General features: G+C 68.5%; 20 protein-coding genes. 3 read left to right on the top strand and 17 right to left on the bottom strand.

All coding sequences use genetic code 11. The annotated features are described in order from the left end of the window. Positions 1–69: 69 nt before the first annotated feature. A complete protein-coding gene (gene secA / locus ACFVHY_RS18505; RefSeq protein ID WP_390274458.1) occupies positions 70–2898 on the bottom strand; it encodes a preprotein translocase subunit SecA in 2829 nt (942 codons plus the stop codon). A 152-nt stretch (positions 2899–3050) separates the two neighbouring features. Further along, positions 3051–3872 carry a ribosome hibernation-promoting factor, HPF/YfiA family gene (gene hpf, locus ACFVHY_RS18500; RefSeq protein WP_058251942.1) on the bottom strand — a complete coding sequence of 274 codons (822 nt, stop codon included), beginning with the start codon at positions 3870–3872 and terminating at the stop codon, positions 3051–3053. A 395-nt stretch (positions 3873–4267) separates the two neighbouring features. On the opposite strand from hpf, the gene ACFVHY_RS18495 reads away from it, so the two are divergent. Beyond that, the gene (locus tag ACFVHY_RS18495; RefSeq protein ID WP_390274468.1) at positions 4268–4897 is read left to right on the top strand and encodes a ComF family protein; all 630 of its coding nucleotides are present in this window, start codon (positions 4268–4270) and stop codon (positions 4895–4897) included. A gap of 17 nt (positions 4898–4914) precedes the next feature. Here the strand turns inward: ACFVHY_RS18495 and lpqB are convergent, their stop codons facing one another. From lpqB to mtrA, 3 genes are read right to left on the bottom strand one after another with little or no spacing between them, the layout of a single operon-like run. Then, entirely contained in the window at positions 4915–6663 is a 1749-nt protein-coding gene (lpqB, locus tag ACFVHY_RS18490; RefSeq protein WP_137810657.1) for an MtrAB system accessory lipoprotein LpqB, read from the bottom strand. Further along, positions 6660–8333 carry an MtrAB system histidine kinase MtrB gene (mtrB, locus tag ACFVHY_RS18485; protein ID WP_058251944.1) on the bottom strand — a complete coding sequence of 558 codons (1674 nt, stop codon included), beginning with the start codon at positions 8331–8333 and terminating at the stop codon, positions 6660–6662. Before mtrB ends, lpqB begins: the two co-directional genes overlap by 4 nt. Then, positions 8330–9016 carry an MtrAB system response regulator MtrA gene (gene mtrA, locus ACFVHY_RS18480; RefSeq protein WP_091344371.1) on the bottom strand — a complete coding sequence of 229 codons (687 nt, stop codon included), beginning with the start codon at positions 9014–9016 and terminating at the stop codon, positions 8330–8332. Before mtrA ends, mtrB begins: the two co-directional genes overlap by 4 nt. A gap of 88 nt (positions 9017–9104) precedes the next feature. On the opposite strand from mtrA, the gene ACFVHY_RS18475 reads away from it, so the two are divergent. After that, complete coding sequence (locus ACFVHY_RS18475) at positions 9105–9758, top strand: dTMP kinase (protein ID WP_390274454.1); 654 nt, start codon at positions 9105–9107, stop codon at positions 9756–9758. A gap of 229 nt (positions 9759–9987) precedes the next feature. Beyond that, positions 9988–10653, top strand: coding sequence for a hypothetical protein (locus ACFVHY_RS18470; protein ID WP_390274451.1), 666 nt, complete (start codon positions 9988–9990; stop codon positions 10651–10653). A gap of 86 nt (positions 10654–10739) precedes the next feature. Here ACFVHY_RS18470 and ahcY read toward each other — a convergent pair whose 3' ends face one another. From ahcY to ACFVHY_RS18410, 12 genes are all read right to left on the bottom strand, one after another. After that, on the bottom strand, positions 10740–12209 hold the full coding sequence (gene ahcY / locus ACFVHY_RS18465) for an adenosylhomocysteinase (protein ID WP_159371312.1): 1470 nt from the start codon (positions 12207–12209) through the stop codon (positions 10740–10742). Positions 12210–12318: 109 nt separating this feature from the next. After that, positions 12319–12498 (bottom strand): methionine/alanine import family NSS transporter small subunit, encoded by a 180-nt coding sequence (locus tag ACFVHY_RS18460; RefSeq protein WP_065631842.1) that lies wholly within the window; start codon positions 12496–12498, stop codon positions 12319–12321. Beyond that, positions 12495–14072, bottom strand: coding sequence for a sodium-dependent transporter (locus ACFVHY_RS18455; protein WP_065631841.1), 1578 nt, complete (start codon positions 14070–14072; stop codon positions 12495–12497). Before ACFVHY_RS18455 ends, ACFVHY_RS18460 begins: the two co-directional genes overlap by 4 nt. A 189-nt stretch (positions 14073–14261) precedes the next feature. Further along, positions 14262–14564 carry a WXG100 family type VII secretion target gene (locus tag ACFVHY_RS18450; protein ID WP_058251950.1) on the bottom strand — a complete coding sequence of 101 codons (303 nt, stop codon included), beginning with the start codon at positions 14562–14564 and terminating at the stop codon, positions 14262–14264. A 46-nt stretch (positions 14565–14610) separates the two neighbouring features. Further along, positions 14611–14934 carry a WXG100 family type VII secretion target gene (locus ACFVHY_RS18445; protein ID WP_065631840.1) on the bottom strand — a complete coding sequence of 108 codons (324 nt, stop codon included), beginning with the start codon at positions 14932–14934 and terminating at the stop codon, positions 14611–14613. 118 nt (positions 14935–15052) lie between these two features. Further along, a complete protein-coding gene (locus ACFVHY_RS18440) occupies positions 15053–15883 on the bottom strand; it encodes an ESX secretion-associated protein EspG (RefSeq protein WP_390274447.1) in 831 nt (276 codons plus the stop codon). Continuing rightward, positions 15880–16935, bottom strand: a complete 1056-nt coding sequence (locus tag ACFVHY_RS18435; protein WP_390274444.1) for a PPE domain-containing protein — start codon at positions 16933–16935, stop codon at positions 15880–15882. The genes ACFVHY_RS18440 and ACFVHY_RS18435 overlap by 4 nt, the downstream gene beginning before the upstream one ends. A 78-nt stretch (positions 16936–17013) precedes the next feature. Continuing rightward, positions 17014–17325, bottom strand: a complete 312-nt coding sequence (locus ACFVHY_RS18430; protein WP_137810653.1) for a PE family protein — start codon at positions 17323–17325, stop codon at positions 17014–17016. Continuing rightward, complete coding sequence (locus ACFVHY_RS18425; protein WP_390274441.1) at positions 17322–18614, bottom strand: hypothetical protein; 1293 nt, start codon at positions 18612–18614, stop codon at positions 17322–17324. Before ACFVHY_RS18425 ends, ACFVHY_RS18430 begins: the two co-directional genes overlap by 4 nt. A gap of 47 nt (positions 18615–18661) precedes the next feature. Beyond that, entirely contained in the window at positions 18662–18970 is a 309-nt protein-coding gene (locus tag ACFVHY_RS18420; RefSeq protein ID WP_058251955.1) for a type VII secretion target, read from the bottom strand. 58 nt (positions 18971–19028) lie between these two features. After that, complete coding sequence (locus tag ACFVHY_RS18415; protein WP_226514273.1) at positions 19029–19340, bottom strand: YbaB/EbfC family nucleoid-associated protein; 312 nt, start codon at positions 19338–19340, stop codon at positions 19029–19031. An 8-nt stretch (positions 19341–19348) separates the two neighbouring features. Beyond that, positions 19349–19729, bottom strand: coding sequence for a hypothetical protein (locus tag ACFVHY_RS18410; RefSeq protein ID WP_058251956.1), 381 nt, complete (start codon positions 19727–19729; stop codon positions 19349–19351). Between the last annotated feature and the right edge of the window lie 324 nt (positions 19730–20053).

The following is a 20053-nucleotide window of genomic DNA, read 5'->3' as shown; positions in this document are numbered from 1 at the left end:
GGTCCCGGACATCTCCGGGACCGACCGTCGGCGGTCACTGCTGGTGGCGGCACCCGCTTGGGGCGCCGGTCAGCGGCGCTGCTTCTTGGACTTCGGCGGCTTCGGCCGGGACCCCTTGGTGGTGGCGCGGGCCGCGGCGCGGCGCTCGCGACGGCTGGCGGATTCCGCGGCGCCCGAGAGCTCCTCCTCCTCGGAGTGCACGACCGTACCGCCGCCCTCGCCCGGGCCCGAGTACGTGACCGCCGCGTCCGCCGACTGAGTCGGGGCCCGCAGGGCGGCCGGGGCCTGAGCACCGGAGTCGGCGGGCGGAGCGGGAGCGGGCACCGGCGCCGGGGCACCTGCACCCACGGCCGCGCGCAGGTCGGCAGCACTCGGGAGCGGTTGCTCGGCCGCCGGCTGCTGTGTCTGCACCTGCGCGTTGAACAGGATGCTCAGCGTCTCTTCCTTCAAGCCCTCGAGCATGCCGTGGAACATGTCGAAGCCCTCGCGCTGGTACTCGACGACCGGGTCACGCTGGGCCATCGAACGCAGGTGGATGCCCTCGCGCAGGTAGTCCATCTCGTACAGGTGGTCGCGCCACTTGCGGTCGAGCACGCTCAGCAACACGCTCCGTTCGAGCTGTCGCATCGCGCCCTCGCCGGCGATCGCGTCGATCTGCTTCTCGCGGGTGTCGTACGCGGCGCGCGCGTCGGCGACGAGCTTCTCGCGCAGCTCGTCGGCCGAGATGTCATCGCGCTCACCGTATTCGGACTCACCGACGACATCCTTCGGATCGAGCTCGATCGGGTACAGCGCACGCAGTGCGGTCCACAGCTCGTCGAGATCCCAGTCCTCGGCGTAACCCTCGGCGGTCGCGCCGTCGACGTAGGCCCCGACGACGTCGTCGACCATCTGCTTGACCTGCTCGTGGTGATCCTCGCCCTCGAGGATGGTGCGGCGCTCGGCGTAGATGACCTTGCGCTGCTCGTTCATCACCTCGTCGTACTTGAGCACGTTCTTGCGCATCTCGAAGTTCTGCTGCTCGACCTGTGTCTGCGCGCTGCGGATCGCCTTGGTCACCATCTTCGCCTCGATGGGGACGTCGTCGGGCAGCCGGTTCATGATCGCCTCGAGCGCTCCGCCGTTGAATCGACGCATGAGCTCGTCGGCGACCGACAGGTAGAACCGCGACTCACCCGGGTCGCCCTGGCGGCCGGAACGGCCGCGCAGCTGGTTGTCGATACGGCGGGACTCGTGGCGTTCGGTGCCCAGCACGTACAGACCGCCGGCCGCGCGGACCTCCTCGGCCTCCTTCGCGGCGTCGGTGCGGGCGACCTCGATGGCCTCGTCCCACGCGGCCTCGTACTCGTCGGGGGTCTGCACCGGGTCGAGACCGGCCTTGCGCAGCCGGGTGTCGGCGATGATGTCGGGGTTGCCGCCGAGCACGACGTCGGTACCGCGACCGGCCATGTTGGTGGCCACGGTGACCGCGCCGAGCCGGCCCGCCTCGGCGATGATCTGCGCTTCCTGCTCGTGGAACTTCGCGTTCAGGACGCTGTGCGGGATCTCGCGCTTCTTGAGCTGGCGGGAGAGGTATTCCGAACGCTCGACGCTGGTCGTGCCGATCAGGACGGGCTGTCCCGTCGCATGGCGCTCGGTGACGTCGTCGACGACCGCGGCGAACTTCGCCTCCTCGGTCTTGTAGATCAGGTCGCCCTGGTCCTTGCGGATCATCGGCTTGTTGGTCGGGATCGGCAGCACCCCGAGCTTGTAGATCTGGTCGAACTCGGCGGCCTCGGTCTCGGCGGTACCGGTCATCCCGGACAGCTTCTCGTAGAGGCGGAAGTAGTTCTGCAGTGTGATCGTGGCGAGCGTCTGGTTCTCGGCCTTGATCTCGACGCCCTCTTTCGCCTCGATGGCCTGGTGCAGACCCTCGTTGAAGCGACGCCCGTCGAGCACGCGACCGGTGAACTCGTCGACGATCATGACGTTGCCGTTGCGGACGATGTAGTCCTTGTCGCGCTGGAACAGCTCCTTGACCTTGATCGCGTTGTTCAGGTAGCTGACCAGGGGCGAGTTGGCGGCCTCGTAGAGGTTGTCGATGCCGAGGCGGTCCTCGACGAACTCGACGCCGGCCTCGTGGACACCGACGGTCTTCTTCTTGATGTCGACCTCGTAGTGCACGTCGCGCTCGAGTAGCGGGGCAATCCGCGCGAACTCGGTGTACCACTTGCTCGATCCCTCGGCGGGACCGGAGATGATCAGCGGGGTACGGGCCTCGTCGACGAGGATCGAGTCGACCTCGTCGACGATCGCGTACGAGTGGCCGCGCTGGACGAGGTCCTCGAGCGAGTGCGCCATGTTGTCGCGCAGGTAGTCGAAGCCGAATTCGTTGTTCGTGCCGTAGGTGATGTCGGCGGCGTAGGCCTCACGCCGCGCGGCCGAGCTCATGCCGGTGAGGATCACGGCGGTGTCGAGACCGAGGAACCGGTGCACACGGCCCATCCACTCGGAGTCACGCTTGGCCAGGTAGTCGTTGACGGTGACCACGTGCACGCCGTCGCCGGAGAGTGCGTTCAGGTAGGCCGGGAGCACACAGGTGAGCGTCTTGCCCTCACCGGTCTTCATCTCGGCGATGTTCCCGTAGTGCAGCGCCGCCCCGCCCATGATCTGCACGTGGAAGTGCTTCTGGTCGAGCACTCGCCACGCCGCTTCACGGGCGACCGCGAACGCCTCGGGCAGCAGCTCGTCGAGCGACGCCCCGTCGGCGATGCGCTCTTTGAACTCGTCTGTCTTGGCACGCAACTCGGCGTCGGTCAACGCCTCGACGTCATCGGACAGCGTCTCGACGTGCGATGCGATCGCATCGAGTCGCTTGACCATGCGGCCTTCGCCGACACGCAACAGCTTGTTCAGCACCGTGGATCGAGTCCCTCACCTGTAGAAAACACACGGAATCCGGCCCGCGCGAACGCACAGACCGGATCCCATGGTACCGAGGTGAGCTGAGCAGACCCTGATCGGATCGTCGGACATCGACCGGATGACCGCCTGCGGGGCCCGCTCGGGCGTCAGGTCAACCTGATGAGCCCGTAGTCGAAGGCGTGCCGGCGATAGACGACGGACGCCTTGTCGGTCTCCTTGTCGTGGAACAGGAAGAAGTCGTGGCCGACCAGTTCCATCTCGTAGAGCGCGTCGTCGACGGTCATCGGCACCGCCGTGTGCTCCTTCACGCGCACGATCTGACCGGGTGTGTATTCCTCCACGCCGTCGTCCCACTGTTCGGCGGAGTCGGCCGCCGTCGAGTTCGGATCACCGACGAAACCGTCCACGGAGAGCTGGTTGTCGCGGAGGGGCGGCGCACCGATCTCGGTGGCTTCGGCGACCGAGAGCGGCCGACGGTTGCCGTGATGGACACGGCGGCGGTCCTTGACGCGGCGCAGCCGGGACTCGACCTTGTCGAGCGCGTGTTCGAGGGCGGCGTAGAAGTTCTCGCCGCAGGCCTGCGCCCGGACGATCGGCCCCTTGCCCGTCGCGGTGATCTCCACCTGTTGACAGACCTTGGACTGTCTCCGGTTGCGCTCGTGGTTCAGCTCGACGTCGAATCGGTAGATGGTCGGATCGAATCGCTCGAGACGAGCGAGTTTGTCGCCGACGTAGATGCGGTAGTGGTCGGGGATCTCGACGTTGCGGCCGCTGAACACGACCTTCGCGGTGGGTTCGGCCGGCTCGTCGGCGTCCACCGTTCCCGGTGGGCGGACGAAGGCGAATTCCGGATCGTAGGAATCGTTCTCGGTTGATCGGCGGTCGGGCGCGGGACCCTCCTCCACGGTCGGCCGTGGGTCGGCGGTCTTCGGTTCGCGCTGGCCTTTGCGGTGGATGACTGTGGACATTCAACTACCTCCTGAATTGTCCCGAAGCCGGTTGAATCGCCGTGATCTGTTGTCGCACTGGCGATTCGAACGGCACCGAGGATGTGTCCATGTCAGCTGACAGCTGACACTCAAAGACAGGGGCATCACCTCCCGGCAAAAGCGGTCGTGGCCGGCACACCTCGACGGCCACCGGCAACCTGCTGTACCCCCGACCGTAGCCGCAAGTTCCGGTATCGGCCACGTTTTGCGGCGCGGCGTCGGCATGTCGGGACGAACGGGCACGAGATCCTCCCGCGAGCACCCGTGCCCCGGTTGTGCACACCCTCGCCCACCGCCCCGCACACCTGTGCGAGGTGCACTACCGTCGGCGCGTGACGTGGCGCCGGGAGGTCTTCGAGGCGGGAGCCGATCTGATGTTCCCGATGGTCTGCGGCGGGTGCGGTCGCCCGGGGACCCGGTGGTGCCGACGATGCGAGCGCGCGCTGTCCGACGCCCCGATCGCGGCCCACCCGCGGGTCGCGCCCGGTGTCCCGGTCTGGGCGCTGGGCCGGTACCGCGGTCCGCATCGGCAGGCGATCATCGCGCTCAAGGAACACGACCGTCGCGATCTTGCCCGGCCCCTCGGCACCGCTCTCGCGCTCGGTGTCCGCGTGCTGGCCCGGTGGGGTGAGCTCCCCGACGCCGAATGGATGCTGCTGATCCCGGCACCGACCCGCCGGATGACGGCGCGGCGGCGCGGCGGGGACCCCGTCACGGCGGTGGCGGCGAACGCGGCGCCCGCACTGGGCCGACGGGTACGGGTCGCACCGCTGCTGGTGACGTCGGCGACGGCACGGGACTCCGCCGGACTCGACGCCCGGGCCCGCGCCCGGAATCTACGCGGCGCCGTCCGGCTGCGCTCCGGCGCCGTCCCGGCCCCCGGGGCGAGCGCGATCCTGGTCGACGACGTGCTGACGACCGGCGCGACCGTGACCGAATCGGTGCGCGTGCTCGCCGAGAACGGCGTCGACGTCGCGGCGGTCGTCGTGCTCGCAGCTGCCTGACGGTAGCGGCTCGGATTTCAGGGCAGGACCGGGATCGCGCCCTCGATCATCGCCGGCTCGACCTCGGTCCAGTACTGGTCGGGTTGGCCGTTGCTGCTGCCGAGTCGCAGCACACCGCGCTGATCGCCCACGTAGATCGTCGAGGCGTTGGCGACCACCGCCCGCACCGGCGGTGACACGTTGCCGCTCAGCAGGCCAACCGCCGGGGTGCCGTCGATCGACAGTTGCACGACCGGCGACTCGGGTGCCTCGCGCGCGATCATCAGCGTCGTCGGCGACGCCCAGTCCACCGAGACCGCGCGGTTGCCGATGTTGTAGGCCGCGATCCGCGGGCTCGTCAGCGAGACCTGGCCCTCGGTGTTGGTCGACAGCACCGCGAAGACGATCTGTCCGCCGACCACCAGTGCGGTGCGCACACCGTCCGGGGCCACCTGCATCTCGGTGATCGCGCCTCGCGCGACCGTAGGTATCGCCGAAGCCTCGACGGGCACGGTGGCGGTGCCGTCGTCGTCGCGTTGCCATTGGATCGGTTTGCCGTCGACGACGACCCACACGGTGTTCTCGTCGGAGCCGAACGACGGCCGGGTGATCGACGACCCGCCGACGATCGGTCCGACGTCGCCGCCGTAGTCGCCGATCACCAGTTCGAGCCTGCGCTCGGGTCCGGACAGACTCCGGACCGCGGCCACCCGCGCCCCGTTGTCGGAGATGGTCGCCGACCGCAGATCGCGCGCCGACCCGAGCGGCCCCTGCACCGGCACGGTCGCGGTGTCGGTCACCGCTCGCAACGCGCCGCCCGTGACGATGTTGAGCCCGACATCGGTGGTGGGCACAGAGTTCGGATCGAAGGCCCGCACGTCGGTGGTCTGCCATCCGGAGGCGCGTTCGGCGGCCAGCGGCGCGCCGTCGGCGTCGATGACGTAGGGCCCGGATATGTCGGCGCCGTCGAGCGTCCAGATGATCTGCGCCGCCAGCAGGTTGCGATCCCGCGCGGGGGCGCTCCCGATGCCGTCGAGATCCACACGTACGCCGCCGCCGGCGAGGCCGACGACCGGACCCCGCAGTGCGGCTCCGTTGGGGAAGCCGCTGTCCACTGCCGCCGCGAGGTCCGACGCGGGTCCCGCGATCAACCGGTTCACCAGCACGGTCGGGTCGGTCGCCTGTCCGGCGTAGAGCCAGCGCGGGTCGGGGACGAGCCGACGCCCGGTGCGGTCGCTGTAGTACAGCGAGACCGGCCGGTAGGTGCTGTCGAACTGGTCCCGGTCGATCATCGTGCCGTTCGGCAGGGGCCCGTCGATGCGCCACTGGTCTCCCGAGCGGGTGAGGCTGATGCTGGTCTCGACCCGTCCCGAGGCCGGCAGCAGCTGACCGTCGGACTTGAGGGTCCCGACGTTGTCGCCGATGAGCCGCATCCGCACCGAGTCCTCGTTGCGCTGGTCGACGAAGGTGTTGATCTCGTCGACGATCAGCGCGTCGCCGCGGTCGTCCCACTGCTGCGAGGCGACCGAGGTCAGGAAGGCGCGCGCCGAGCGGTGCGCCGAGTCGGGATCGACGGTGGACTTGAGGAAGGCCCGCACCAGGGCCTCGGGATCCATGTCGGCCTGGGGCACCGGGACGGCGTTGGTCGCGCCCTCCCGTTCGAACGATTTGATCGGCTGGGGAGACGAGTCGTTGGGGATCGCCCCGCACGCGGTGACCAGCAGCAGCGCCGCGATGCCGAGCGCCAGCGCCAGGACGGCGCGGCCGGACCGGGATGACCGCATCATTCGGCACCCGCTCCCGGGCCCGCGGCGCGCCCACCCGTCCTGGGCGCGGATGTGCGCTGCAGGGTGCCCACCGACTTCAGGGGCAGCGGCGAACCGAGGACCTTGTGCCCGCGCACGAGCGGCAACGTCAACCGGAAGCACGCGCCCTTGCCCGGTTCACCCCACGCCTCGAGGCGCCCCTGGTGCAGGCGGGCGTCCTCGATGCTGATGGCCAGGCCGAGGCCGGTACCGCCCGAACGCCGGAATCGCGACGGGTCGGATCGCCAGAACCGGTTGAACACCAGCTTCTCCTCCCCCGGCCGCAGTCCGATGCCCTGATCGCGCACGGTGATGGCCACCGCGTCACCATCCGAACGCATGGTGAGCGTCACCGGTTTCCGTTCGCCGTGATCGATGGCGTTGGCGAGCAGGTTCCGCAGGATGCGTTCGACGCGACGCGGATCGATCTCGGCCAGGACGGGTTCGGCCGGGAGATCGAGGACGAGCTCGGTGCCGGTCTCCTCCGCGAGGTGACCGACGGTGGCCAGGGCACCGTCGATCGGGATGGCCATGTCCATCCGCTCGGCGGCCAGTTCGGCCATGCCGGCATCGTGACGCGAGATCTCCAGGAGCTCGTTGAGCAACGTCTCGAAGCGGTCGAGTTCCTTGTCCAGCAATTCCACCGACCGCTTGCGGACCGGGTCCAGATCCTCGCGGCCCTCGTAGAGCACGTCGGAGGCCATCCGCACGGTGGTCAGCGGTGTGCGCAGCTCGTGGCTGACGTCAGAGGTGAACTGCCGCTGCAGTCCGCCGAACTCCTCGAGATGGGTGATCTGCTTGGACAGGCTCTCGGCCATGTCGTTGAAGGACATCGCGAGCCGGGCCATGTCGTCCTCACCGCGGACCGGCATTCGCTCCTTCAGTCGGCCGTCGGCGAACCGCACCGCGATCCGCGACGCCGACCGCACCGGGATGACGACCTGACGCGACACGAGCCACGCGATCGCGGCCAGCAGACCGAGTAGCACGATGCTGCCCGTCAGCAGCGTGCCGCGGACGAGGTCGAGCGTGTTCTGTTCCGCGGTCAGCGGGAACACCAGGTACAACTCGAGGCCGGGCACCGAGGCGTTCGTGGGACTGCCGACGATCAGCGCCGGCGCCCGACCCCCCGTCCCGTCGGGGACCTGGGTGTACTGGTAGGCCACCTGACCGCCGCGGACCATGTCCCGCAGGTTCGACGGCACCTCGGCCGTCGGCCCGACGCCGCTCGCGACCCCGTTGTCGGAGCCGCCCGGTACCAGCAGGACGGTGTCGAAGGCACCGACGGCACCCGACGCCTGCCCGGTGTCGGCGTCCCGGTCGGTGAGCAGGGACCGCGTCTGACGCAAACGGTTCTGGACGGACATGTTGCCCGCGCCGCTCGACAGATCGCGCTCCACCGAGATGCGGGCGCGGTCGATCTCCTCGGTCGCCGCCGCCAGCTTGACGTCGAGCAACCGGTCGGTGATCTGGGTGACGAGGACGAAGCCGAGAATGAGGAGAACGACGACCGACAGCACCAACGTGGACACCACGACCCGCAACTGCAGCGAGCGCCGCCAGATGTGCCCGAAGGCACGTCCGACAGCGCCGGCGGTGCGGGTGAAGCGTCCGAGAGTGCTGTTGACCCGTCGTCGAGATCGACCGATCACGGCGGGCCGGCCTTGTAGCCGACCCCCCTCACCGTCAGGACGACCTCGGGATTCTCCGGGTCGGTTTCGACCTTCGCGCGTAACCGCTGGACATGCACGTTGACGAGTCTAGTGTCCGCCGGATGCCGGTATCCCCACACCTGTTCGAGGAGGACGTCGCGGGTGAACACCTGACGGGGCTTGCGCGCGAGCGCGACCAGCAGGTCGAACTCGAGCGGGGTCAGCGAGATCGGCACACCGTCGCGGGTGACCTTGTGGGCGGGCACGTCGATCTCCACCGGGCCGATCGAGAGCAGCTCGGCCGGTTCCTCGTCGGTCCGGCGCAGGCGCGCACGCACCCGGGCGACCAGCTCCTTCGGCTTGAACGGTTTGACCATGTAGTCATCGGCGCCGGATTCCAGGCCCAGCACCACATCGACGGTGTCGGACTTCGCCGTCAGCATCACGATGGGCACACCCGAATCGGCACGCAGCACACGGCAGACGTCGATGCCGTTCATGCCGGGCAGCATGAGGTCGAGAAGCACCAGATCGGGACGGATCTCCCGGACCGCGGTCAGAGCCTGTGTGCCGTCGCCCACCACGAAGGGCTCGAAACCCTCGCCGCGCAACACGATCGTCAGCATCTCGGCGAGTGCGGCGTCGTCGTCGACGACGAGGATGCGGGGTTTCATGTTGTCAATGGTGACATCACCGTGATGAAACCGTGGTGATCGACGCGCCGGGACGGACGTTCTGACCCGTTTGGTTCCACCGCCTAGACTCCCCCGCGTGGGTCAATTGATAGCCGTGGAAGGACTCGACGGCGCCGGCAAGAACACCTTGGTCACCGGTCTGATCGACCGATGGTCAGCGGCCGGACTCCGGGTCGCGACGTTCACCTTCCCCCGCTACGGCCGGTCGGCGACCGCCGACATCGCGGCCGAAGCGCTGCACGGTTCGCACGGTGACCTACGCGACAGCGTGTACGCGATGGCACTGCTGTTCGCGCTCGACCGGGCCGGAGCGGTCGAGGACATCCACGCTGCCACCGAAGCCCACGACATCGTGATCCTGGACCGTTATGTCGCGTCCAACGCCGCCTACAACGCCGCACGTCTGGAGCAGGGCGCCGGCGGTGCGATGGTGCGGTGGGTCGTCGACCTGGAGTTCGGCCGATTCGACATGCCGGTCCCCGACCGCCATGTCCTGCTCGGGGTGTCACCGGAGGTCGCGATGCAGCGTGCGGCATCGCGCGCCGAACAGGACGCGGCGCGAGCCCGGGACGCCTACGAACGCGACGACGCCCTGCAGCGCCGGGTCGACGCCGTCTACCGCGAACTCGCCGAGGACGGTTGGATGTCGCCCTGGTACCTGTTCGACGGTGAGGATGTCGCGGGCCTGGCCGACGACCTCCGTACCGACCGAACAGCACCGACCGAATGACGCGTCCGATGACCTCGCGGCGCCCTTTCGATAGCCTTGGACCACCGATTGTGAAGGGCGTTTCATGACCTATCAGCCACCGCCACCAGGTGGTGGACCGCCGCCGTACGGTCCGCCGGGCCCCGGTCGGCCGGGCCGGGGTCCTCAGGGTTCGGGCCCGCCGGGTCCCGGCAGGCAGGGCCCCGGTCAACAGGGTCCCGGTCAGCAGTACGGCCCGGGTCGGCAACCAGTGCCCGGTCCGCATCGCCCGGGGGGATACGGCCCTCCGCCCGCCCCGTACGGCCGCCCCCCGTTCGCCCCGGGACAGTACGGTCCCTCCGCGCCCGGGACTCCCGGCTTCGGGGGCCCGCCCGGCCCGCCGCCGCGTGGCAACACCGGGGTGATCGTCGCCTGGGTGCTCGGCGGCGTCGCGGTCGTCGCGGTGATAGCCCTGGTGCTCACGGTGGTGGTGACCAGATCGTCGTCGGACGACACCGTGGTCGCCGGTTCGTCGAGCGCGACATCGGGCCCGACCTCCGCCTCCGACGACCCGTCGCCGAGTGAGAGCGGGTCGGAGCCGGGATCGACCGACTACACCGCCCTCTCCGAGATCCGGGCGGCGTTGCTCGCCTACATCACCGCCCGCAACGAGCGCGACGTCGCGCGAATGCGCGCCGCGGTGTGCACCCAGTCCCGCGACCGGATCACCGGCGTGCCCCCTGCCGACGGCGGAGACATCGTTCTCGACGGCTTCCTCGACACGGTCTTCGACGGCGACGTCGCCCAGTCCGAGGTCGTGTCCCACCTCGAGAAGGGCACGGAGAGAACGGCATCGGAGAAGTCGAACGAGCGCTTCCTCAAGGAGGAGGGTTCGTGGATCTACTGCCCCGACGCCGAACCCGACATCGGAACCTGACTTCGGGAACCCGGCTTTCGAACCCCCGGTCATAGAAAAAGGAGCCCCACCGAGGTGGGGCTCCTTTTCTATGACCGGGGGTTCGATCAGTAGCGGTAGTGCTCGGGCTTGTACGGCCCCTCGACATCGACGTTGATGTACTCGGCCTGCTCCTTGGTGAGCTTGGTGAGCTTGCCGCCGAGCGCCTCCACGTGGATGCGGGCCACCTTCTCGTCGAGGTGCTTGGGCAGGCGGTAGACCTCGTTGTCGTACTCGTCGTTCTTCGTCCAGAGTTCGATCTGCGCGATGACCTGGTTCGAGAAGCTGTTGCTCATGACGAACGAGGGGTGACCGGTCGCGTTGCCGAGGTTGAGCAGACGGCCTTCGGAGAGCACGATGATCGACTTGCCGTTCTCGAAGATCCACTGGTCGACCTGCGGCTTGACGGTGATGCGCTTGGCACCCGACCGCTCGAGGCCGGCCATGTCGATCTCGTTGTCGAAGTGGCCGATGTTGCCCAGGATCGCCTGGTGCTTCATCGCCCGCATGTGCTCGAGGGTGATGATGCCTAGGTTGCCGGTCGAGGTGATGACGATGTCGGCGTTGCCGATCGCGTCCTCGACGGTGACGACGTCGAAGCCGTCCATCAGCGCCTGCAGCGCGTTGATCGGGTCGATCTCGGTGACCTGGACGCGGGCGCCCTGGCCGGCCAGCGACTCCGCGCATCCCTTGCCCACGTCGCCGTAGCCGCAGATCAGCACCTTCTTGCCGCCGATGAGGACATCGGTGCCGCGGTTGATGCCGTCGATCAGCGAGTGGCGGGTCCCGTACTTGTTGTCGAACTTCGACTTGGTGACCGAGTCGTTGACGTTGATCGCCGGGAACGCGAGGTCGCCGGCGGCGGCGAACTGGTACAGCCGCAGCACACCGGTGGTGGTCTCCTCGGTGACGCCCTGGACCGACTCGGCGATCGCGGTCCACTTGCCCTTGTCCGTCTCGAACCGGTTGCGCAGCAGTTCGAGGAACACCTTGTACTCGGCGGGGTGATCGTCCTCCGCGGGCGGGACCACGCCGGCCTTCTCGAACTCGGCGCCGCGGAGCACCAGCATCGTGGCGTCGCCACCGTCGTCAAGGATCATGTTGGCCGGTTCACCGGGCCAGGTGAGCATCTCCTCGGCCGCCCACCAGTACTCCTCCAGGGTCTCGCCCTTCCAGGCGAAGACCGGCACACCCTTCGGCTCGTCCGGCGTGCCGTTGGGCCCGACGACGATCGCCGCGGCCGCGTGATCCTGGGTGGAGAAGATGTTGCACGACGCCCATCGCACCTCGGCGCCGAGCGCGGTGAGGGTCTCGATGAGGACCGCGGTCTGCACGGTCATGTGCAGCGAGCCGGAGATACGAGCTCCCTTGAGCGGCAACACGTCCGCGTATTCGCGTCGAAGCGCCATGAGTCCGGGCATCTCGTGCTCGGCGAGCTCGATCTCCTTGCGGCCGAAGTCCGCGAGGGACAGGTCGGCCACCTTGTAGTCGATTCCGTTGCGGCTGTCGGCCTTCAGCTCGTCCTGAGCAGTCGTCACTTGATCCCCTTGTCGTTCGCGTCGGGCGCCCGTCGATGCGGGCGCGAATGCGTTCGATCCAGGCTAACCGAACGACCGGGCGGTTCCGAGGGGCAGGTGCTCCGGGGCCTCAGGTGTCGCGCGAGGGGTGGGGCCGGGCCGCGCGGTCGGCGTCCTCCCGGACCATGTCCGGATCCTCTGCCAAGTCCTCCACCTCGGGCCGACGACGGAGGAACACGATGCTCGCGACGAGCCCACCCCACACGATGGTGATCGACACGATGAGCATGACGATGGCGATACCGCTCATCGGACGGTCTCCTTCGTGGACGGGCCGGAAGTGCGGCCGGTGTCGGCCAGCGGTGGCCACGGTAGGAAGTCCGGTTGATCCCGGCCCTTCCAGGACGGCAGGGTGAGCAGCACCGCAGCCACGACGACCAGCGCGATCGTGCCCCAGCCGAAGACGCCGAGGTACCACGTCGGGTATCCCTCGTATCCCTCGTCGATGACCGACCACACCTTCTGCACCAGCATGATCGTGAGGAAGATCGGCGCCACGACCCCGACGAGCGCCAGCCAGATCTTGCCGACCTTGAACGTCGAGACGGCATTCAGGTGCTGGCGCAGCATGTCTCCGCGGCGGAGCACCCAGATGAGGATGACCGTCATCATGATCGCCGACGCGACGACGCCGACGTTGTTGGCGAACATGTCCACCGTGTCGAGGGCGATCAGGCCCGAGGTCGTGGAGAACAGGGCGATCGAGATCAGGCCACAGATGCCGGAGACGCCGACCGCCGCCTTGGTGCGGCTGATGCCCCACTTGTCCTGGAGCGCACCGGACACACCGATCATCAGCGAGATGAGCGAGGTGAAGCCCGCGATCACGAGCGAGCCGAAGAACAAGGCCCCGAAGAACGCGGCGCCCGGCATCTCCGAGATGACTGCCGGGAACGTGACGAAGGACAGGATCGGACCGGTCAGGCCCTCGAGATCCGAGACGGCCACCTGCTGCTGGTAGGCCAGGAATCCGAGCGCCGAGAACACGCCGATGCCGGCGAGGATCTCGAACGAGGAGTTGGCGAACGCGACGACCAGACCCGAGCTGGTCATGTTGGCCCTGCGTCGCTGGAACGACGCATAGGCGATCATGATGCCGAACGCGATCGACAACGAGAAGAAGATCTGGCTGTAGGCCGCGATCCACACGTCGAGGTCCTTCAGAGCGGCCCACTGCGGGGTGAAGAGGGCGTTAAGCCCGTCGGCGGCGCCGGGCAGGGTGATCGCCCGGATCACCAGACCGGTGAACCCGATGAACAGCAACGGGATGAACACGATGTTCACCTTCTCGATGCCGTTCGCGACACCGAGCGCCAGGACGGCCAGCACCGCGAGCCACACGATGACCAGGGGCAGTGCGACGCCGCCGACGATGGTCGTCGAGACACCCGGATCACCGACCTGGAGGTAGTCCTGCGTGAAGAAGGTAGCCGGGTCGTCGCCCCAGCTCTGGTTGAACGAGAAGACGAAGTAACTGGCCGCCCACGCGATGACCGCCGCGTAGTAGACGCCGATGACGAACAGCAGACCGGTCTGGAACCAGCCGAGCGTCTCGACCGGCTTCTTGATGCGCCGGAACGACAACGGTGCGGTGCCGCGGAAGCGGTGCCCGACCGCGTAGTCCAGGAACAGCACGGGAATGCCCGCGGTCAGCAGGGCGACCAGGTACGGGATGAGGAACGCGCCGCCGCCGCTCTCGTACGCGACGCCCGGGAAGCGCCAGATGTTGCCGAGGCCCACTGCGGAACCGATTGCGGCGAAGATGAAGCCGGAGTTCCGGGTGAACTGCTCCCGACCACCTCCGACGGTCTTGGCAGATGCCACCGCTTACCTCCTCGTCGAAATCTGCGCCCTCGGAGCACGGGTGCCGCGAGGTCTGTAGTCGTCGACGCTATCGCACGAAGCGGGACTCCCGTGGGCGTTGGCAGACGGCGCGCCCGAACGCGAACGGGGACCCCCGGCGCACAGCCGTGGGGTCCCCGTCCTGACGTCGGGTTACGTATCGGTCGGCGATCAGACGAGACCGCGGAAACCCGTTCCGATCGCTGCATCGGTGTCCTGCATGACGCGGCTGGCGTTGCTCACACCCTGCTCCAGCGCGGTCAGCGAGTCACGGGACTGGGTGAAGATCCGATCGAAGGCACCCTGCGCGTCGACGTACGCAGCCTTGGCCTGCTGGGAGTTCCAGTTCCCGTCGAGGGCGGCGACCTGCGCCTTGAGCTGCGAGTTCAGGTCCTCGAGCCGGGTGAAGGCAGCCCGGAGGCCGCCACTGAGATCGCCGAGAGCGGCGAAGTCGTAATTGATCGAGCCGTTCATGGTGGGTTCCTTTCGCAGAACGTGAGGTTCGGGATGCGGACCGGTGTCAGACGCTGGTGTTGAGTCCGCGCGCGGCAGCCGCGTCCTGGTCCTCGTAGCCGGCGAAGCCGTTGGTGAGCTGGGTCTTGATCTGCTCCAGCAGCTGATTCATGGTCAGCGCGGCCTTGTTCCAGTCGGTATGCGTGCCGTCGAACGCGACACCGGCCGAGCCCTGCCACGTGGGTGTGGCGTTTCCGGCGTGCTGGGCGATCTGGTTGATGACAGTCTTCATGTCCTCGACGAGACTGCCGACCTTGGCTGCGGTGGCCTGTCCGTCCGCGACGTTCACGGTGACGCCGGCGCCGCCGCCTGCTCCGGGCAAGTTCAGCATGAGTGCTCCTCCTGTGTAACGGCACCGTTTGGCGATGCCCCCGTTGGTATCCGTGACACAGATACCCCTGACAGTTGATTCCCGCGGCGGTCTGTTCCGCGGAATCCCCCGATGCGGATCATGGCATCCATTTCCCGTCGGGCAGGGTCTCTATCAACAGGCTGACCGCCTGTGCGATTCGATGACCCGTTCCCGGCGAAAAGGTGGTCCACACCCGACCGTCCGGGGACTTGCTGGGACTGGACACGATTCGACCCCGTTCGGTGTCGAAAATCGCGACAGCTCCAGAAGATTGAGCGAATCGTCCGTCCTCGTTCATCGAGGCGACGATCTCGGTGCGCGTCCGGCACGACGCGAACCCTGCCGAGACGACGACGGCATCGGCCGGTGCGGCGCCGAGCGCGTGCAGGGCGTCGGTCGTCTCGGTGCCGGCCCGACAACGGCCGAGCCGGTCGACGACCTCGTCGGACGGAGCCGAGAAGGCCGTGAATTCAGCTGGCGCCGCGCCGGATTCGAGAGCGTCGAACTGAGCCCGCACGACCGCGGCGAGGGCCTCGACGTCGGCGACATCGACGACCGTGACGTCGACGCGACGGCCCGTCCGCGTCACGAGTACGTGGTCGTGGCCGTTGCGCGCCACACAGATTCGGCGAACCGCGTCGTCGGTGTAGGAGCGGATCTCGATCTCGCGCTGCGGTTGCGCCAGCACCCGTAGCACCGTCGACGCCCACGGTGTGGGCTCACCGTGCTCAACGAGTTCGAGCGCCGCGATCACCGCGTCGGGGTCGGCCTGGGTGACGTTGGCGGAGTCATTCCCGGTGCCGGACTCCGCGGCAACGTTCCCGAGGTCGAGGACGACCGGCCAGGTCTGGACTCCGAAACGTTCGCCGAGCCGACACAGGACTGCGGCGTCGAACGTCATCCCGGCGTCGTGCACGATCGGCATCATCGGCGTTCACCCGGGTTGCCGAGCATCAGCGTCTCCGACAGATAGCGCGGATCGACGTCGGGCCTTTCGTGCCCGTCTGGCGCCGAGACATAATGCGCAGCAGGACGATCCGACGTGGCCAGCTCGGCCCAGGTCGTCTGTTCCGTGGATTCGGTCGCCACCGAGGGCGGAGGGTCGGACGAGTCCAGTTCGGCGGCGTCGGCGCCGACGGTGCGGACGACCGAACCGCGGTCCGCCGTGGCGACACCCGGAGCCACCGGCGGCGGTACGCCGGGGCCGATGCCGGGGGCCGACGTCCCCGGACCGCCGCCGGACGTCGCGGCGGCGACCTGCGATGGTCCGCTCGCGACGATCGTCGGTGCGTACTTCAGCTTCTCGGGCGGCGGCAGGAACACTCCCCCGATGCCCGCGGGCATCGCCGCACCCAGAGGCGCGGCCGGCGCCGGGGTCGGAGGTGGCGCGGCCGCGCGGGCCGCCGCCGCCTGCTCGGCAGCGAGCGCGTCACCGGACACGAGTCCCGGTGCGGGTTTCGCCGATTCCCACGGCGCGGCAACAGGTTCGGTGGCATTCTCGTACGTCTGCATCACACGGGCAGCCCGCATTCGCTGGTGCGCGACCGCACGCTCGGCCTGGGCGGCCGCACCGGCGATGATCGGTGCGACCGCGGTGGCGGTGGTTGCGATCTCGTGCAGTTTCTCGACGACGTCGACCTCGGCGAGGTCGGGCATGTTCAACCGCGCGACCGTGATCGCCGCGGCCTGGGATTCCGCGCGTGTGGCATTCTCGGCCGCCTCGGTTGCGACTTCGGCGAACCATGGGGCCAGCCGGGTCAGCTTCTCGAAAACCGCACTGGTGTGGGCGGACTGCCAATGCACCCCCAGGCGTGCCAGCACGGCGGCGTATTCGACACCGGCTTCCCCGACCTCCGCGGCGAGAGCAGCCCAGGCCAGGCCCGCTTCCGCCAGCGGCGCGGGCCCGGGTCCGGCGCCGAGGTCGGCGGCGAGCTGTTCGGTCGGACGGGTGTCCCAGTTGACTCCGGTGAAGCCGATCACGAGCGCCTCCCTTCGATGCCGGCGGGTTGTGGATGTGTGAGCGGAATGATGTTGCTATGCAGGGGGGTTCGCGCTCTCCTACAGCGCCACCCGGAAGGCGTCCGACGCCTCGGCATCGCCCTCGATGAAGCCGGCGGCCTGCGCGCGGAGTACGGCCGCGATCTTCCGCATCTCCAGAACTCCCGTCGCCGTGTCCGTCTCGAACTTCTCGGCCACCGTCGTGAAACTCTCGGCAGCTGCGGTCGAGACCTCATCGCGACCCTGCGCGGCCACGGGCAACGCCCGACCGGCGGCGGTGAGCGCGTGTTCCAGGCGGTCGGCGATCCGGTCGAGGTCGCTTGCCGCCGAGATCAGTTCGGCGGGTTCGACGCGGAGTTGCGAGTTGCTCATACTTCCTCGTTTCGTTTCGGACCGGGCACGCCCAGTCGCAGTTCGATGTCCGGGCTGGGATCGGCTTCGGCGGCTTCCTCATGACCGATGACCGCTGGTGCGACCTCGGGCGACTCACCGACCACGCGACGGCCGTTGTCCTCGGTGACGAGATAGTCGGGTATCGAATGCTGGTCGTCCGCGGCGCCCGCGCCGCGCGCACCGGCGGCACCCATCGGGGCACCGCCCATCGGTGCGCCACCCATCGGCATAGCGGCGGGCGCCGTCACGGGCCTGGCGGTCGTCGATGCACCGAGGGCGGGTTCGCCGAGGTTGAAGTTCGTCGGGACGGTCGGTCGAGAAGCGCCCAGCGGCGTCGCTATTCCGCCCACGCCTCCGATGCCACCGCCACCGCCGCCTCCCCCGCCACCACCACCGCCGCCCGCGCCCTTCGACTTCGGCGACAGCGCAGCCGGGACGACGGCAGGTGAACCGTGTTCGACGTTCAGCATCTTGCTGATCGGTTGCATCAGCGAGGTGGGCAGTTCGGTGGCCGTCGACATCGCCGGCGACACGACGTCGAGGATCGAACTGGCCAGCGTGAACGGCGATTGTCCCGCGCCCGCGGTGGGTGCACCGGTGACGGCGACCGGGGCACCGTTCACGGCCATCGCCGTCGTCGGGCCGAGTAGTTCGGCCCGGGTCACCGCGACCGCGGCGGTCGCCTGCGACAGTCCGACGGAGGCGAACCCGGCCGCAGCTGCGAAGCCTGCGCCGACCGCCGGTCCCATCATCATCGGTACCGCGAAGCCGGTGATCTTCGCGACCGTCGCCGCTATGATCCCCTGCACCACTGCCAAGCCCTTTGCCACGATCGCGGCCGCCGTCTTGGTATCCAGCGAGATCCCCGACCCCTGCGTGGCCAGAGCCGAACTGTTCGCCCCCGCCTCGGCGGTCTTGGCGCCGGCGCTCACCGCGCCCTGCCCTGCCCACACCTGGTCGGCGAGTTTGAGTGCGCTCTGCCCCATCGTCATCGACGTCTCGAGCACCTTGGTGAGGCTCTCGAAGATGACGGTCGGGTCGAAGCCGCCACCCGAGAGGTCACCCGTGCCGAAACCGCCCAGCAGGTCGGTCATCGGTTTGATGAACATGTCCAGGTTCGGTGGCTGCAGCGGTGGCAGTCCCGGCATCGGCGGCAGCGGGGGCAGCACCGGCAGCGGAGGCAGACCCAGTCCGCCCAGGACGTCGGCGACAGTGCGGTCGAGGATCGGGCCGAGCGGGGTCGCCTCGATCATCTCCTGCACCGTCATGTGGTTCAGGGCAGGCACATCCGGGATGCCCGGTAGCGGTGGAACCGTCACAGCACCGAACGGATGGCTGCGGCGCTGGCGGCGTCGGTGCCCTCGAACTCGGCGAGACCCGCCGCAGTCGACGCCGCGGTGGCGGCATGCACGGCCGCGAGCTGCCCCACCGACATGAGGTGACTGGCCTGCGCAGCGATGAACGCGGCGAGGAACTCCTGCCCGATGAGCCCGAAGACGGGGACCATCGCCGCGGTGTTGGCCGCGGCGTCGATCGACCCGGCGGTGCCGACGGCGGTCGCCATCGCGGCGTTCGTGGCGGCGAAGCCCTCGAGCACCTCCGGCGTCACCTTGACGTTCGTCATTCTCGAACCCCCTCGTGGGTGTCAGTCTGATGGATCGGTGTCATGTCGGCCGGGTGCGTCATTCGGCCGGACGAGCGGTCAGCATGTCGCCGAACGACTCGTTGAACTCCTCGGTCACCGCGGCGATCCGGGCGTAGACCTTCTGGGCGGCCAGGGCGGCGGTCGTCACGACCTGCTCGGCCAACCGGCTCGCGCCGAGTTCGTTGGCGCCATATGCGAATTCGAGGTCGATGAGCGCGCCCTTGCCGTCCACCTCGGCGGTGACCAGCCCGTCGGACGACGTCTCCCGGACCGAGATCGCGCGTAGCTTCTCCTGAAACCCGTGCAGGCCGTCGAGCTGCCGTTGCGCGCGCGCCTCGAGTTCGTCCATTCCCCAGGTCATCGCTGCAACCACGACGCGGGCGCGTCGGCTTCCTCGTCGTCGCGCCATTCGGCTCGTGCGAGATCGTCCGGGCGGGGCAACTGCATCTCCTGCACGAGGTCCCGGTCGATGCCGGCGGCGAGCAGGTTCTCGCGGAGCCGGATACCGGCGGACATCGCCGCCTGCTGACAGAGTCGGAGGATGTCCCCGGCGAGCAGAGCCGGATCCTTGTCGAGTTCGGACGCCTCGATACGAACTGCCACCGGAAGACCTTGCGCGGTGGTCCGGACGCCGAGCCCGCCCGACCGTGACCGCGCGGTCACGAACTCGTGCAACACCGCCCACGGGTCGTCGGGATCACCGTCGACGAGATCCCGAGGATCGTCGGAGTAGGTCATGGAAAGCTGCACCCCCTTCACGCCGAATATGACGCAGCCGGGGCCCCTTCCGGTTCCATCGAATTCTCGTTCGACGGAACCAGACCTCCCACATACGGATCCGTGAGGAACCGCGCACCCCGCTGCGCACATGTGTTGAGTGCCTGCATAGTGCCATACTCGGTTCGGCCCCACCACACCAGAGATGCACTATGCCGAACGCGTGTCCTCGAGACGGCCCTGTGGACGTCGTCCGGACCAGGTCGAGGACCTTGGGTAGACTGCCGCAGGACGCAGCCGGGGTCGATCGACAAAACGGGGTGGATCGCTGCACGCCTCGCCGAA

This window comes from Gordonia sp. NPDC127522, assembly GCF_042672305.1.
In the GTDB taxonomy this organism is placed as follows: Bacteria; Actinomycetota; Actinomycetes; order Mycobacteriales; family Mycobacteriaceae; genus Gordonia; species Gordonia hongkongensis.
The sequence above is the reverse complement of the archived record's forward strand: the minus strand, read 5'-3'. Positions and strand labels throughout refer to the sequence as shown.

Coding starts and splice junctions, on each gene's coding strand:
- ACFVHY_RS18440 (WP_390274447.1), bottom strand. CDS start 15,883: ATGATGCCGATCGTGCACGACGCCGGGATGACGTTCGACGCCGCAGTC.
- ACFVHY_RS18410 (WP_058251956.1), bottom strand. CDS start 19,729: ATGACCTACTCCGACGATCCTCGGGATCTCGTCGACGGTGATCCCGAC.
- ACFVHY_RS18495 (WP_390274468.1), top strand. CDS start 4,268: ATGTTCCCGATGGTCTGCGGCGGGTGCGGTCGCCCGGGGACCCGGTGG.
- lpqB (WP_137810657.1), bottom strand. CDS start 6,663: ATGATGCGGTCATCCCGGTCCGGCCGCGCCGTCCTGGCGCTGGCGCTC.
- ACFVHY_RS18445 (WP_065631840.1), bottom strand. CDS start 14,934: ATGCTGAACTTGCCCGGAGCAGGCGGCGGCGCCGGCGTCACCGTGAAC.
- ACFVHY_RS18460 (WP_065631842.1), bottom strand. CDS start 12,498: ATGAGCGGTATCGCCATCGTCATGCTCATCGTGTCGATCACCATCGTG.
- ACFVHY_RS18415 (WP_226514273.1), bottom strand. CDS start 19,340: ATGGACGAACTCGAGGCGCGCGCGCAACGGCAGCTCGACGGCCTGCAC.
- ACFVHY_RS18450 (WP_058251950.1), bottom strand. CDS start 14,564: ATGAACGGCTCGATCAATTACGACTTCGCCGCTCTCGGCGATCTCAGT.
- ACFVHY_RS18430 (WP_137810653.1), bottom strand. CDS start 17,325: ATGAGCAACTCGCAACTCCGCGTCGAACCCGCCGAACTGATCTCGGCG.
- ACFVHY_RS18425 (WP_390274441.1), bottom strand. CDS start 18,614: ATGACGGTGCAGGAGATGATCGAGGCGACCCCGCTCGGCCCGATCCTC.
- ACFVHY_RS18420 (WP_058251955.1), bottom strand. CDS start 18,970: ATGACGAACGTCAAGGTGACGCCGGAGGTGCTCGAGGGCTTCGCCGCC.
- hpf (WP_058251942.1), bottom strand. CDS start 3,872: ATGTCCACAGTCATCCACCGCAAAGGCCAGCGCGAACCGAAGACCGCC.